Annotated in this window: 5 protein-coding genes; 1 reads left to right on the top strand and 4 read right to left on the bottom strand. The window is 53.8% G+C overall.

The genetic code is table 11. The features are described 5' to 3' along the window. From EYB48_RS10670 to EYB48_RS10660, 3 genes are all read right to left on the bottom strand, one after another. The coding region (locus EYB48_RS10670) for a condensation domain-containing protein (RefSeq protein ID WP_162020308.1) at nucleotides 1-1,467 on the bottom strand (1,467 nt) is incomplete at its 3' end. An 11-nt stretch (nucleotides 1,468-1,478) separates the two neighbouring features. After that, the gene (locus tag EYB48_RS10665) at nucleotides 1,479-2,921 is read right to left on the bottom strand and encodes an MATE family efflux transporter (protein ID WP_162020307.1); all 1,443 of its coding nucleotides are present in this window, start codon (nucleotides 2,919-2,921) and stop codon (nucleotides 1,479-1,481) included. After that, nucleotides 2,902-10,422 (bottom strand): type I polyketide synthase, encoded by a 7,521-nt coding sequence (locus EYB48_RS10660; protein ID WP_162020306.1) that lies wholly within the window; start codon nucleotides 10,420-10,422, stop codon nucleotides 2,902-2,904. Before EYB48_RS10660 ends, EYB48_RS10665 begins: the two co-directional genes overlap by 20 nt. 1,157 nt (nucleotides 10,423-11,579) lie before the next feature. Between EYB48_RS10660 and EYB48_RS10655 the strand changes: the two genes are divergently transcribed. Next, entirely contained in the window at nucleotides 11,580-12,551 is a 972-nt protein-coding gene (locus EYB48_RS10655; protein ID WP_162020305.1) for a fatty acid desaturase family protein, read from the top strand. A gap of 185 nt (nucleotides 12,552-12,736) precedes the next feature. Here the strand turns inward: EYB48_RS10655 and hrpA are convergent, their stop codons facing one another. Then, on the bottom strand, nucleotides 12,737-16,912 hold the full coding sequence (hrpA, locus tag EYB48_RS10650) for an ATP-dependent RNA helicase HrpA (RefSeq protein WP_202927751.1): 4,176 nt from the start codon (nucleotides 16,910-16,912) through the stop codon (nucleotides 12,737-12,739). Between the last annotated feature and the right edge of the window lie 77 nt (nucleotides 16,913-16,989).

Below are 16,989 nucleotides of genomic sequence, written 5' to 3'. Positions count from 1 at the left end.
CGTGGCGCTGGCCTGTATGCTGATTTGCTGTTCCAATCGCGGGGATTCAGCCAGCTGTGGCAAGCTGATCTGAGTCGCGCATCCAAGCGACAGCAATTGTTTACGTTCGTCCGGTGCAATGACATCTAACTCACATACCCAACTGCCTGTGGACTGACAAAAAACCTGTATGACTTGCTGCAATGCTGCAGCAATGCGCTGGCAAGTTGCGTAGTCAATCACAGCCGGGTCGTGACCAAGTATAAAATCCATACGCTGATCAGCAATATCCGTCACGTACAGTGACAGTGGCGTCATTTCCAGCGCCGGAGTACCGCTCATTGTTATATGCAATTGTCCTAGCCTGAATTCACGCACCTGCTCAGGAATCTGGCGATAAGACATTACCGCATCATACAAACGGGACCGTCCTGAGCCTGACATGCCAATGGCACGACATAAATCATCTATCGGGGTACGCTGATGACGAAAATCCTCATCGAGGTCTTTGGACAGCGCACAGATAGTTTGCTTCAGACTTGACTCAGGCTGAATGTGACAGCGTACCGGCAATGCCCGCGACAACATGCCTATCACATCTTTCGATGCGAAGTCGCGCCCATGCAAAGCCAAACCAATTGCGAAATCCGCTATTCCCTGGCGACGCGATAAAGTCACCGCTAACAGTGCCAGCAAGACGCGCTGATCCGTGACACCAAGCTGCGTGCAGACGGTGCGCCAACGGCTAAGCGCTGCGCCTTCCAGGCTCCAGGCCATAGTTTCTGAGCGTACTTGTGAAGCGTGTGCCGATGCTTGTGGTGACTGCGCTTCACCAGCGTTTACCTGATCAAACAAAATACCCGGCGGCGTCTCAAATCGGCGCTGCCAATAAGCGAGATCAGCCGCTGCCTGTGGCGAACTGCTATAAACATGATCTGCTTTCACGATAGACACGAACGAACTTCCGGAAGGCAGCTCCAGCACGTGTTCCTGTATCAAGGTGTGATAGATTTCAAACCAGCGCTGCATCATCAGATCCAGCGTAATCAGGTCAGCAATCAAATGATGAACCCGCCATACGACGATGCTGTTTTTCGTATCGGTCTGCAGTAAATCGAACTGGAACAGAGTGTGCTCACCCAAAGGCATCACGTTGCTCAGTATGCGTTCAACCTCACTGTCCGGCGCTACATTTGAGGCGAGCGCTGTAATACGCAAAGGCGGTGTGACGGCACTTTCCAGCCACTGACGCGGCGCTTGTGTATCAATGCGCAAACGCAAAGCATCATGACGCGCCATCAGCAAACGTATGGCCTGATGCAACAGCGCATGATCGATATCGCCATGCAATCTGGCCTGACCTGACAATTGGTAAGCAATGGGATTCACACCCAGATGTAAATCCAGCCAGATCGCGCGTTGCGCACCACTCAGTTCAAAATAGTCGCGCACATCGGCACTCAATACAGGGTTGTCGATCAGATTCATCGTTGCCATTCCTATGGCTTTGCCAGGCCAGCTGTAAAGTGAGAATAATTTCGTGTGCGTAGCTGAAACACCGCAGCCAGTGCCAGCGTACGCAGGCCACGGGAGATCAGCATCGCCCATAACAGACCCGCAACGCCAGACTCCAGACTGAAGGCCAGCCACCACGCTGCCAGCACCAACAGGATGCTGAGCAGAACATCAAGTACAAATAAAGTTTTCAGTTCCCCGAGGCTGCGCAGCGCCGCGCTAAGTGCAAAACCGGGCGCATCACACAATACGGTCGCCACACCAATCAGCAACAGGCTGCTGACCGTGTTGACCAGTTCAGGATCAGAACTCAGCCAGGCGCTGATGGTGGCTGGCGTCAGTAAAAAAGGCAGAACCATGATCAAGGCAAGGCCAGCACTGATGCCTGCGGCCAGCCAGGCTGTGGCGCGCGGCCCCAAAGAATGGGGATTGCCCTGACTGGCGGACACCCTGACGCCAGTCGCGTCCGACAATCCCCAGATCACAATGCTGCAAGGCGTTAATATCAGCAACACGGCCTTGAGTGCCGCCATGGATGCTCCGCCCAAGCTGCCAGCCATCAAGGGGATAGTGAGATTGAGAATATTCAGTATCAATGCCTGCGCAGTCGCTGAATAGCCGCGCACTCTTTGCCCTGTACCATCCGCCCAGTCTTTGGCACTCCAGCGCTGGCGTACTCCCAGCCTCTGGTGATCACGCAAATTCCAGACATAGACGAAAAGCCCTGTCGCCATCAGCCAACGCACCAAGGTAGTGGCCCAGGCACAGCCCAAAGCACCCATCGCAGGAAAACCCAGCGCGCCACTGATGAACACCCAGTTCAAACCTATGTTGACCAGGTTGGCCAGCGTGACTGCAAGCACCACGGTATAGGCGCGTCCTGTCACCTCTAAATAACCAGCCGTTGCCAATGCCACTAAAGCCGCAGCAAAGCCCAGACCCAGCACCACAGAGACAGCCCCGCCTTGCGCAATCAGGCTGGCATCCTGCCCGGCCAGCGGCAGCCACCAAGGCGCAGTAAAGCTCAGCAACATGGCGCTCAGACCACCAGCCAGCGCCAGCATCAGGGCCTGACGCCAGACCGAGCTGCTATGCGCCGGATCGCCACCTGGACGGGCGGCCATCGTCATCCCGGCAATCACCAATGCAGCTACCACATCTAAGGCGCGCCCCGTCGTCCCTTCCGCCAATCCCAGCACTGCCAATTCATGGGTACCGGAAGGGCTGAACTGCGCAACCATCACGCCGTCCGCAACCGACATGCCAGCCAGGCCGACCCGGGATACGATCATCGGACCGGCAAGCTGCAAAAAACGCCTGGTTTCTTCTGCCAGGCTCAGGTGGCTGACTGTCATCGCTTGCTTTCCTGCCTGTACCGTAAATGCAGACGCTGGCTTACTTCCATCTTCATGTAGCCGCAGTTGCATTGATTGCTGCCATCAACATATCGGCAATCGCATTGACATTACCAGCCTGCAGCATCTGCATCACCGAGACCGGACGTCCCAGTTCATGTTCCAGGGAGTCAGCCAGTTCCACCGCCATCAGAGAATCCAGCCCCATTTCTGATAAAGGACGTGCCACATCAACCTGAGCCGCGCCAGTACCTAAAATGCGTCCCAGCAGTCCGCACAGGGTTTCCACCACGGCTGCGCGACGTGCTTCCGGCGCCAGATCACGCAGGCGCGCTGCCAGCGTGATCTGGTTTTGTCCGGCAGCTTCAGAGCCACCCTGCGGCATCAGATTCTGGAAACGCCGCGTGCGTGCCAAAGGCATCAGTTGTGCCATACGCTGCAAATTGAAAGGTGCAACACAGACACGGTTCACACCCAATGCCATCAGCTGACCTAACTCCTGCAATGCGGCAGCGGAGCTCACCGAATGCACGCCGGAACGCGCTTGCAAATGCAACTGCAAATCGGCACTGCGCGTGAGTACGCCGACATCCTGTATGCCACCCCAGCCTACTGCCAGAGCCGGTAAGCCGCGCTGACGGCGCCACATGGCCAAGCCTTCCAGATACAGATTGGCCGCCACATAGTTGGATTGTCCGGGATTGCCGATGGTGGTGGTGCCCGACGAGAACATCACAAAATGATCCAGTTCGTCATTCAATGTCTGTTCATGCAAATTCCAGGCTCCCAGAATTTTCGGTGCTAATACCTGATGCAAGCGCTGCGCATCCAGCTTCACGACAGGCGCGTCATCCAGCACCATGGCTGCATGTACCAATCCGCGTAACGGCGGCATAGATGTGCGGATTTCGGCGAATACCTGAGCCAGATCCTCAGCCTGCGTCACGTCTGCGGCAAAAGCGCGCACGCTGGCACCAGCCGCTTCCATCGCCGCGATTCCTTCACGCGCCTCATCAGTGCCCGCACCCCGTCGGCTCAACAGCGCCAGATGGCGCGCACCGCGCGACACCAGCCAGCATGCGGTCGCCAGCCCAAATCCACCCAGACCGCCAGTCACCAGATAAGTCGCATCGGCGCGCAGAGTGAGCTGTTCATCGAATACGGCGGGCAATGCTGCGCCAGCTTGCGGCAAGGTGATGAGGATTTTGCCGACATGACGGGATTGCTGCATCAGGCGGAATGCCTGAGCCGCGCGCTGTACCGGCACCGCCTGATAAGGCAAGGGCCGCAGGGCTTTGCTATCGAACAGCTCAATTAGTTGCCTGAACATCTTACGTGCCAGTGCAGGACGTTCTATCAACAAGGTATCGGCATCAATACCGAAATAGCTCAGATTGTTACGGAAAGGACGCAGACCGATACGCGAGTTGGCATACAAATCGCGCTTGCCGATTTCCAGCATACGGCCAAACGGACGCAGAATTTGCAGATTCTTCGTGATTGCTTCACCCGCCAGCGAGTTCAGCACCACATCCACGCCCTTACCTTTGGTAATACGCATCACTTCGTCGGCATAAGCCAGCGAGCGCGAATCGAGTACATGATCCGCTCCAAGCAAGCGCACCAGGCGCCGTTTATCATCATTCCCGGCAGTGGCAAATACTTCAGCACCACACAACTTCGCGACTTGTAAAGCGGCCAGCCCAACGCCACCGGCTGCACCATGAATCAGCACAGTTTCACCTGGCTCCAGACGTGCCAGATAGGTCAATGCATAATAGGCAGTCAGGAATGCGGTTGGAATTGTGGCAGCTTCTTCAAAGCTCAGGCCTTGTGGCATAGGCGCGACCGCTATGGCTTTGGTCGTGACATGGGTGGCGAAACAAGCGGTCGCAAATGCGATGACGCGGTCACCCGGCTTGAAATCAGTCACATCCGAGCCAACGGTGGTCACGGTACCGGAACACTCCATACCGATAGTGGCACCTGAAAAGCCATGTTCCACTGCTTCTTCGGGCAACATGCCCATGGCCCATAACACATCGCGGTAATTCAGCCCGGCTGCATGCACAGCAATTTCAACTTCACCCTGAGCAGGTGCCCTGCGTTCCAACCGTCGCAGCGTCAATCCATCCAAACCACCCTGGGCTGGGCTATCGAGCCGCAAGGCGGATACCGCGACAGCAGGCGGCAGATAATCACCGGCCGCAGCGGCTTCCATGCGGTTCACATAGCGCTGATCGGCCGTCAGCATCACTTCCGTTTCTGCATCGCTGCGTATCAGCTCATCTGTCAACAAGCTGGCGCCAGCTGCATCTAACTCTGCATGCATATCGATCAGCTTAGGTGCGTAGCGCGCATGCTCATTATTGGCGACCCGGACCAAGCCCCACAAAGCGATTTGTGCCGGATCAAGCGCAGCATCCCCGCCTGGCGCTGTCATTGCAGCATGCGTTACAAAGTGCAGCCTGGGTGCTTTTTCAGGCGCCTCTGCTTCCAGCGTCTGAAGCAAGGCCATCGCCGACGCGCAACGCAATTGGGCCGTGGCTAACTGACCTTCCGCCGTTCCCGGGGCACTGTTCAAACCCACGAGATGGACGATGTGCTGTACGCCAGCCCGCAGGCAATCGGCCAGCCCTGCCGTATCAAATGCCTGGCAAATGGCAGGATAGTCACGCTGACTCAATTGCGCTGCCACTTGTTTCGCAAAAGCGAATGTTTGTGGGTTTTCATCACTGAGCACCAGCCAGCGGCTTCCAACTTCAGCCAGCGCTTCCTGCGCAGATACAGCTTGAGATGCCGGCTGTGCAGGTTTTTGGGCCAGCAACAAAGTCTGATCATAGTTTTCAGCGCCATCTGCCAATACCGCAAAGTTGAATCCCGCTTTGTCCAGCATGTCATTCCAGCGCGACAATTCCTGGCCATGTATACCTAAAAACGTATTGAAGGCTTGCGCATGGGCGGCTGCGATCAATGCATACCCACCGGGCGCAAGCAAAGTATTAACATGGCTCAGGCTAGCGAGATTGTTTGGCGATCCTGCCAGCGTATGTCCACATATGACGAGATCAAAACATCCGGTCCAAGCACTCAAATTCAGTTCAGGCGCATGCACATCAAGCAGTTGCGTTCGCAATACATGGGCACCGGAAAAACGCTGTGCGACACGGTCTATATGGGCTTGTTCAGCATCGCTGAATACATAATCTGCATCGCGACCGGACAGCAGTGGCAGCAATATCGCTGTCACCGCACCTTGCCGGCCGGCCAGTTCCAGCACGCGTATCGGCCGTCCGGCAGGCCAAAGTGCGATCAGTTGGGCCAGCGCAGCCGCGCTCAGTTCGCTCATGCTGGCCTGGTAAGGCGCACCATCAAGCAAGACATCAAGTGCTTGGTCAGGGATGCTTAGCTCACCACGCAAAATCTGCGGCAAGTTCTCGCCGATACGGGCGATCAGCATTAACTCCCGCGCATAAGCGGGATAATCACGCCAGATTTCGCGCCACTGATCATCTGCAGACGACTGCTGTTCAGCTGGCATAAAGCGCCATTGCCCATTATCTTCCGAGGCTGCACCTGTGCTTTTTGCCATATGCAGCAGACTTTCCAGCAAGGTCATCTGTTCATCGCTGACATCTGCGCGACGCTGCAAGCGACCCAGTGTAAAGCTACCCTGAGCCCCTATCGCTTGCAAGGCATTGCACGCATAGGCAGCGACCAGTGTGTTCAGGCGCGGATGTAACTCGCGTTCGCAATGTACCCTGTCATGCAGCGCAAGAATACGGCTATGGACTTCAGCCAGACTGGCGGATAATTCAGGTGGTGCCGGTAAATCGATCGCACGAACCACCCGTCCGGCATTGGCACTATCAGGACGCCAATGTTCAACCAGGCGCGGCATGGTCGTGGCGGAATTGCGGAACTCTACCTTCTGCAAACGTGCATCCGTCAGCGTCAACAACACCTGACCATGTTCATCTGCCACCACGAAATCGGCGACACCGGAGCGCGCGCTTTCAGTACGTAGTACCACATGACAAAATACACGGGCAGGCAAAACGCCATAACTACGGGTACGGCCAACATGCACAGGAATGAAAGCGCAGGGACGATCTTCCGTTTGCGCCAGTAAGGAAATCAGCACTTGCAGGCAGGCATCAACTACCGCAGGATGAGCACGATATCCCAGCGTCGGGCCCAGGATGGAAGTCACACCTCCATCATCGATCGTCAACGGTGTCGCAGCACCACGTGTGATGGCTGCAGTGATTTCCTCGTTGGCGACAATTTCAGCCAGCGCACTGCGAACTTCTGCATCCGGTGCGCTCAGGTATACCGTGTGCACACCCTGGAACGCCGGGCCATAAGGCAAACCACGGCGTGTGGTCTCACGGTAATGCGCATCGGATTCAACGACAAACGGATGGCTTTCACGCAACGCATCGATATCCAGATTTTCCGGCAGGCGCAGAATAGCTGCCTTCGTAATGCGTCCGCGGGTATGGATGGTGCTGACGGCTTCATGATAAGGGCTGGGAACGCTGGGGCGTCCGCGCATTTCCCAGCTACCGTCAGCACTGTCTACATTCATTTGCAGCACTGGCGAATCTGAGATCACCATAGGCTTGAGAATATCTACACTTTCGATATCAATGACCGTGTCGCCCAACAGTCTTTGTGCTGCACTGAGCGCGACTTCCAGATACGCCGCAGCAGGAAATACCGGCGCATCCTGCACACAGTGATCCAGCAGCCACGCATGCAAATTGGCATCTATCGTATTTTCCCAATGTGCCTCGTGCGTTCCGGCGCGCCAGCCCAGCAAAGGATGTTCACGATGAAAAGGCGCAATCACATCTGGAATGGAATTCCAGCCGCGCCAGTGGCGCTCGCGCTGCCAGGGATAAGCAGGCAAATCCAGATGTTGCACCGGCTTAGCGCAGAGCGTTTCGATATGCCCTGTCCCCTGCGCGTAAGCAGCCAGAATCGCCGTCCACAGATTATCAAAATCGTTCTCAGGCTTACTTGCGGCAGGCCTGCGCAGGGTTGCAATCGCCCACGCTGTGAGAGATAAACCAGTGCCACATTGGCTGACATAATCGCGCAACACCGGATGGGGGCCAATTTCTATGAAATGCTGAATACCCATGTCCTTCATGACATAGGCGGCGCAATCCGAAAAACGGACTGGCTCACGCACATTACGCCACCAGTATTCGGCATTGAGTTGCCCGCCTTCCAGCAGTGTTCCTTCTACGCTGGAAACAAATGGCACCGTGCATGTGCCAGCTTGCAGAGACTGCAGCTGCGCTAACAGCTCATCACGAATCACATCCATCGCTGTGGTGTGGAAAGGATAATCCAGGTTCAGCATGCGGGCGAATTTGCCGGCCTCTGTCAATTCAGCGCACAGCTGCTCCAATAAAACCGGACTACCGGCGACAGTAACCGCACGCGGCGCATTGATCGCAGCAATTTCAAGAAATCCGCCTTGCGCTCCCAGAACGCTGGCGATCGCCAGCTCCGCTTCTGCCGCACTCACGCCCAGCGCTGCCATACGACCTGTTCCTGCGGTTTTCGCCTGTCCGGTACTGCGGTGATAAATCACGGCTGTGGCCTGGGCCAGCGTCAACGCGCCGGACGCGTAAGCGGCAGCAGCCTCACCGACGCTATGTCCGAACACCGCATCGGGCACTATGCCAGCATCACGTAAGACATGGGTTAAGCCGACTTGCAATGCAAATAAAGTGGGTTGTGCCACTTCCGTCAGCGCCATCCTTGAGCTGTCTGCATCGCGCTGCAATTCATCGATCAGCGACCAGCCCGCCAAGGCCTGGAAATGTGCATCGATTTCTGCAATCACCGCCGCAAATCCGGAATGCGCAGCCATCAAACCACACGCCATGCCCTGCCACTGCGGACCATTCCCGGAAAATACAAAAGCAACTTTACTGCGTTGCGTGGCAGAGGCACGGCCAACGCTGACTGCCACGCCTGGTGTATCAGCCAGATACTGTTCCAGTTCAGTGACCGCCGCCGCAACCGTAGCGGCGCGCAAGGCAAGCCGACAGGCATGCTGTGTCCGGTCGTGAATCGCTGCGGCACACAGCCCAGCCCAATCCAGTTCAGGATGCGCGCTCAGATAATCCAGCCATTGTTGCGCCATCGCTTTGAGCGCTTTCGGTGTCTGTGCCGAAATCAACAATAATTGATCTGTGTTTTGCGTCTGAGAGTTCGTCACAGCTGCCTGACTGCTGCCACCTACTTTGCTTGCAGCACGATACTCCTGAATCACCGCATGACCATTGGTACCGCCAAAACCAAAAGAATTCACTCCGAATACCAAAGGCTGCTCACGCTCAGGTAAGGGCACAGGCTGATCGACGACGGACAGACGCCAGCCCTCAAAATCAATTTTTGGATTCGGCGTATTGAAATGCAAATTGGCGGGAATTTCCCTGTGCTTCAGTGACAGCAGCACCTTGGTAATACCGGCTATCCCCGAAGCAGGTTCCAAATGTCCGATATTCGATTTGATAGAGCCGATATACAAAGGCGTATCACCACTACGTTGACTGCCAAGTATTTCGCCAATCGCAGAACATTCAATCGGATCACCAACGGCGGTACCGGTACCATGCGCTTCGACATAAAACACTTGATCCGGACTCACACCCGCCTTGCTATACACCTCGCGCAACAGCCGTGCCTGCGCTTCGGCACTGGGTAAAGAAATACCCATGGTTTTACCGTCAGAATTTACACCCGTTGCCAGGATCACGCCCAGGATACGGTCACCATCACGCTCTGCAGCTTCCAGCGGTTTCAGCAGCAGCATGCCACCCCCTTCTGCTCTGACATATCCGGCGCCATCCGCATCAAAACTCTTACAGCGCGAATCCGGTGCAAGCATAGAAGCCTGAGAAAAACCTATCCAGGGCAACGGAGCCAGCAACATATTGGCAGCACCGACCAAAGCCATGTCGGCATCTCCGCTCAGCAGACTATTGCAAGCCATGTGTAAGCTCACCATGCCGGACGAGCATGCCGTATCGATGGTCATGCTCGGCCCCTTGAGGTCGAATATGTAAGAAATACGGTTGGACGCAATACTCAATGCGATGCCAGTATTCGAATACGCATCCGCGGTCTGGGTTCCGCTAAGTTCGCCATAGTCATGATTAGACAAACCAACAAACACTGCCGTATTGGTGCCAGCCAGTTTTTTCGGTACCAGATTCGCGTCTTCCAAGGCCTCCCAAGCCAGCTCCAGTAACAGCCTTTGTTGCGGATCTACCTGGCGCGCTTCACGCGGCGAAATGCCAAAAAATTCTGCATCAAAGCTGTCAACCGCATCCAGAAAGCCTCCTTCAAATGCGTAGAAGCGATGCGGGCGCTCAGCGTCCGGATCATGGTAGGCCAGATCCCAACGATCCCCCTTGGCAGGAGAAATACCATCAACCCCGTCTTTCAGATGTTGCCAAAGTTGATTGAGATCATTCGCGCCGCCAGGATAGCGGCCCGAGCAGCCAATAATTGCAATAGGAGCTGGTTTCTGATTTAGCGTTTTCATAGTGTTGGTAACGTAAAAGTCAAACGGAGTAGCGAGATCATTTTCAAAAAAATTTCTTTTGCTTGTCGCATACATCGATAGACTTGGACACAGCATCAGGCATACATAGCGAAACAAAATTTCCAAAAAAAACAGGACTAGCGCAAAATTGTTCCGGCAAAGCAAGAAAAGGAAAATTGATCTAAAGGAAGAATTTCCGACCACCATTTCGCCAGGGCATTTTTGCGTAAGTCCTGTTTAAAAAAAACATTACGCTGCACTATTGTTAGGAATAATAGTACGTAAAATATTTTGTAAATCCATTGCACATATTGCCGAAACATTATTTAGCAATTCCTACACAAAAATACGGAATATTTGTTACCGATTAAATACATATTTACATTTGGAAATATATAAATACGTATTTTTTTTAATCAATGAATTATGGAAATATTTAGATATTTCCCCCGTGAATTATTAGATTCAAAATGGAAATAATTTCACCAACTTGGAAACTTGGATTCCGTTCTTATCTATGAAAATAAAAAACCAAATTATCCGTATTTGAAAATTTTCATCTCATATTTACCCAGGAGAAATAAGTAAATTCGCACCAATTTAATGAAAATGAGTCGTATTTTAGACACATCGATTTTCCGCACTTTTAATCGAGAATTTACACACAAGGAAACGCCTCACACTCAAGAAAATCCAAAATGGAGAAGCGTATAGAATTCAAAATTTTCCATCTGCCATTTCCCGCCGGCATCAATCAACATCAGAGTTTCAGCCGAAAAAAAATCCGGTAATTCTGGATTCACCTATGGCAATAGCTAAAGCTTAAAAAGGAGATAGGTCAAATCAGAAACAAAAGGAAACCATCCTTCCATTTCCAACCAGAAATCATTATTTATTAAGAGAAATTCTTCCTCTCATCACAGCCGCAAAAAAATTCCATTCCCTGCGGAAAAGTATTACCTCATCAGGATATTTCTCACAATAAATCCCATCGCTACATAGATTGAATTTGCATCCCGATTCACTTACCCTTCATCACAACAGTGGAATTCATCGCCACCCCAAACTGCGCAAAAATATCCGCAGACTTTGCCGGATACCCCTGCATAACAAGCAAATTCATCAGACCTCGACCTTTTATTTTGGGAGTGATTAGCATGACCAGTGTGACGCCATCACGGCCAGCCACCACCAGCATTTTTTCCGACATCCATTTTTTGCGAAAAGAGATACAGGCAGAAGGTCTGGATACGAAGGACATCCTGAAAATCAATGTGTGGCGTGCACTGGCTGATGCCTGCACCGATTGGATATTGATATTTGCCTGCGTATGGCTGGTGTATGCGGTGAGCTGGTGGCTGGCACTGATCGCGGTACCGATACTGGGTGGACGCCAGCGCGCGCTGGGCAACTTATTACATGATGCGGTGCATCGCAATCTGAGTCGGAATGTGACCATCAATACCCTGATCACCAATTGCCTGATCGCGCCACCCATGATGTCGAATTTTCGCAATTACACCGACGTGCATTTACAACACCACATGAAACTTGGCGGCGAGCAGGACCCGGAAAGTTTTTTACCTGCGTACGGCACGAAATGGAAGTCATGGACAGGCGCTTTTCTGAAAAGCTTTTTCAGTCCGACCACCTGGATCTATTCAACGCTGGGCGTGCTTGTGTATGGCTTAAGCGTGGAATCTTTCGCCTATATCGTGCTCTGGTGGACAGTTGTGACAGGAAGCTTGGGGCTGGCAATCAGCTGGGAGTTTGCATGGACTTTTGTGGCGCTGTGGTTCATCGCACGCGCCAGCACCTTCCACGGCTTTACCGCCTTTCGCACACTGTGCGATCACTGGGCATTAGCGCCTGGCGGCGTATTCAGCCGCAGTCGCGAGGTGACCACCAACAACCTGCTGCGCTGGCTTATCCACCCTTACAATAATTGCTTTCACCTGTCACACCACTTAATGCCCGGCATTCCGTATTACCATTTGCCACAAGCGCATCAGCTGTTTCAAAAAACAAAAATTTTCCGTGAACAGGCCATCGTGTGTGATGCGTATTTTTTTGGCCCCAAAGCGGTCATCAGATACAAAACTGTGAAAGTGGAATACCCGGCACTTTAAGGGTTTGGGCAAGCCCAGCAGAAAGTGAGCGACTAGAAACACCGCAACAGCTATGGCTCACAGGCCGATTTGCCGCCAGCAGCCGCACGGCTACTCAGTCTTTGCATTTCAATTCAATTGACCAAAGCGCTATTGCTACTACTGATAGCGGCAACAGCGCCCTGGTGCAAGCTGAACTGCGTCAGTCAACGCTGCATACTTTCCCAGACTTTTTGCAGGCGCTTGACCGACACCGGCATAGGTGTTTTCAATTCCTGAGCGAACAGCGAAACACGCAGCTCTTCCAGCAACCAGCGGTATTCCAGCATCTTAGGATCGATATCTGAGGCTAAGCCCGCTTTGCGCGGCGTACGCTGCCAGCCTTGCGCTGCACTAGTCCACTCAGCCTGTTGCCGCGCATCGCGTGCCGGATCAGCCCGCAGCTTATCGATACGCACATTGATGGCTTTCAGATAGCGCGGGAAATGCGCAAGCTGGCTGAACTCATTCTCAGCGATGAAGCGCTTAGTGATCAGCGACTGCAACTGATTTTGGATATCAGCCACGGCTTGCGGATGCGCTTTCAAGCCCTGCAGTTTTTTAGGAAGGGTGTAATACTCCGCCAGGATCAAGCCTGCCAGACGCGCGATTTCATTGGCCAGCAAATTCAGTCTGGCCTTACCTTCTTCACGCCGGATATTGAATTCACCGGAATTGGCTGGCAAAGGTGCCTGCAGACAGGCGCGCTCGATTGCGGTCTGGATAATCTGCTCGCGCAATTCTTCCTGCGAACCCAGTGCCATGAATTGCATGCCCATCTGCTGTAAGCCGGGGATATTTTTTTCTAAAAATTTCACCTGCTCTTTGAGCTGCAAGGCGAACAGGCGACGCAGGCCAATACGATGATAGCGCGCGGCTTCATCAGGATCGTCAAATACCTCAATATGGCAATGCGTGAGCTTATCAACCAGCGCAGGATAACCGATCAGGGTTTGCTTACCCTGCTGTACCTCCAGCAATTCCGGCAGGCTATCAAAGGTCCAGGCAGTCAGATTTTCTTGCTGATATAAGGCCGGTGCAGCGGACTGCGCACTGCTTGCTGTGCCTTGCTTGCCGGATGGCGCAGCTGACTGCAGCGCTGGTTTGCCTGCACCCTTGCCAGCGCTCGCCACAGCTTGTGGGGCGCCGCCTTCTAACAAAGCCAGTTTTTCGGCACTCGCCAGCTTTTGAAAACTTTCGCGTGCCTGGGTGCCGAACTCTGCGCGTAAATGCGCGAGATTGCGGCCCATCTCAAGCTGGCGGCCATGCTCATCCACCACCTTGAAATTCATGGTCAGATGGGCAGGCAGTAATTCAAATTTAAAGTCCGTGGTTTTACACATCAAGCCAGTCTGCTCGCGGATATCTGCAATTACCGCATCGAGGAAGTTGCCCTTACCCTGCTCAACGCGCTCACAAAATCCCGCCGCATAATCAGGCAAGGGCACGCAGTGGCGCCGGATTTTTTGTGGCAGTGACTTAATCAGCAGATGTACCTTTTCTTTCAGCATACCCGGCACCAGCCATTCGGCACGATCAGCCGAGACCTGATTCAGCGAAAACAAGGGCACCGTCAGCGTCACGCCATCGCGCGCACTGCCGGGCTCAAAGTGGTAACTAAGCTGCAAAGCGACACCCGATACCTGCATGGTTTTTGGGAACAGATCGGTCGTAACGCCAGCCGCTTCATGCCGCATCAACTCATCTTTATTCAGATACAGCAGTTTGGGATTGCTACTGGTCGCTTCTTTATGCCATTGTTCAAACAAGACCGCATTCCAGACATCGGCCGGGAGATGCTGATCATAAAACGCCACGATTAACTCATCATCCACCAGCACGTCCAGCCTGCGCGACTTGTGCTCCAGATTTTCAATTTCACGCACCAGTTTCTGGTTATAGGCAAAAAACGGCGCACGCGTATCGAATTCACCACCGACCAGCGCTTCACGGATAAATATTTCGCGAGCTTCCACCGGATGGTAGTGTCCATACTGAATACGGCGCTGGCTATAGACCACCAGACCATATAGCGTGGCGCGCTCAAATGCACTGACCTGCCCGCTGCGCTTTTCCCAGCGTGGCTCGCCGTAGGATTTTTTGAGCAAATGACCACCGATTTTCTCCAGCCATTCCGGCTGTATCTGCGCGATGCAGCGACCATACAGACGCGAGGTATCCACTAATTCAGCTGACATAATCCAGCGTCCGGCTTTTTTAGCCAGACTGGAACCGGGCCAGATATAAAAGCGGATGCCGCGAGCGCCCAGATAATGCGCTTCTTCGTCGGATTTATACCCAATATTGCCAAGCAAACCCGTCAGCAGCGACAGATGTAACTGTTCATAGGTAGCCGGTGTTTCATTCAGCCGCCAGCCCTGCTCTTTCACAATCGTCAGCAATTGTGAGTGCACCTCACGCCATTCGCGCAAACGCATTTGACTCAGGAAATTGGAGCGGCAATTATCCTGTAACTGACGATTAGTCTTCTTGTGTTCAATCGCGTCTTCAAACCAGGTCCAGATTTTCAGATACGACAGGAATTCTGATTTTTCATCGGCAAATTTCTTATGCGCCTGATCAGCCGCTGCTTGCGCTTCCATAGGCCGGTCACGCGGGTCTTGCACCGATAAAGCAGAAGCGATAATCAATACCTCGTGCAAGGCCTGATGATCGCGCGCAGCCAGGATCATGCGCCCTACTCGCGGGTCCAGCGGCAGCTTCGCCAGCTGACGACCCACCGCTGTGAGCTGATTACTTTCATCCATCGCACCCAGTTCTTGCAATAACTGGTAACCATCTGCGATGGCACGGCCCAAGGGCGGCTCGATAAACGGGAAAGTCTCCACATCGGTCAGGCGCAGCGACTTCATACGCAAGATGACTGCGGCCAGCGAAGAGCGCAAAATTTCAGGCTCGGTAAATGGCGGGCGCTGCTGGAAATCCTGTTCATCGAACAAACGGATACACACACCCGCCGCAACACGGCCGCAACGACCAGCGCGCTGATTGGCGGCCGACTGCGCAATCGCCTCGACCTGTAACTGTTCGACTTTATTGCGATAACTGTAGCGCTTGACACGCGCCAGCCCGGTATCGACCACAAAGCGTATGCCAGGCACAGTCAGCGAGGTTTCCGCCACATTGGTGGCTAACACGATACGACGTGCATTCGAACTCTTGAACACCCTTTCCTGCTCTTGTGCAGAAAGCCGCGCAAACAGCGGCAGGATTTCCACATGCGGCGGATGGTGTTTGCGTAAAGCCTCAGCCGCATCGCGGATCTCGCGTTCGCCGGGCAGGAACACCAGCACGTCGCCGGAACCGATACGGCATAATTCATCGACCGCATCAGTGATCGCGGTCATCAGGTCACGTTCTTTATCTTTCTCCGACTGCTGCACCGGGCGATAACGTAATTCGACCGGATACAAACGTCCCGACACCTCAATCACTGGCGCGGGCTTAGCTTCCTGCCCAGCCGCTGCCGCTTCAGCAAAATGCCGCGCAAAGCGCTGGGCATCGATAGTAGCGGAAGTGATGATAATCTTCAGATCAGGACGCTTAGGCAGCAATTGCTTCAGATAGCCAAGCAGGAAATCAATGTTCAGGCTGCGTTCATGCGCCTCATCGATAATGATGGTGTCGTACTGGCGCAGCAGCGGATCGGTCTGGGTTTCTGCCAGTAAGATCCCGTCCGTCATCAGCTTGACCGATGCACCCTGACTCAGGGTGTCGGTAAAGCGCACCTTAAATCCCACATGCTCACCCAGCGGCGAATTCAACTCTTGCGCGATACGCTTCGCGGTCGACGATGCGGCAATCCGGCGTGGCTGGGTGTGGCCGATCAGTCCATGCAGACCGCGCCCCAGTTCCAGACATATCTTAGGCAACTGAGTGGTTTTGCCTGAGCCGGTCTCACCACAGACGATGATGACCTGATGCTGATCTAAGGCAGCCGCGATTTCTGCCCGCTTGCCTGACACTGGCAATTCCTCCGGAAATGTAATTTCGGGCAAGGGATTGCGTATGCGCTGAGCTTCTGGCTTGGCAGACGTCGCCGACTTAGCAGAAGGCACAGCAGCTTTTTCCTGCGGACGCGCTTTTGCGCCAGCAGCAGACTGGCCTGGCCGCGGCTTATTGGCCTGACCGGCACTCTTAGCTTGCCCGCTGCCTGGCTTTTGTGCAGCAGGCGCTTCAGTTTTTATTGTCTGCGGCGCAGGTTCAGCAGCCTGGGCCTGTTGCCTTAACTGGGTACGCAGATCGCGCAAACCGGCCAGACCATCCAGGGTCACAGGCGCGGGCTTATTCGGGGATTTTTGTTTAGATGAATTTGATGACATAGCGCTGCGCATTATCCCAGATTTTCCGTTTAATTTTCTGCTTAATCAGGATAATCAGGAACACTGCAGCGCCGGGC

Source organism: Cognatundibacterium crateris (assembly GCF_010078235.1).
In the GTDB taxonomy this organism is placed as follows: Bacteria; Pseudomonadota; Gammaproteobacteria; order Burkholderiales; family Burkholderiaceae_D; genus Undibacterium; species Undibacterium crateris.
Note: the sequence above shows the minus strand (reverse complement) of the source record. Positions and strands in the feature narration are given on the sequence as shown.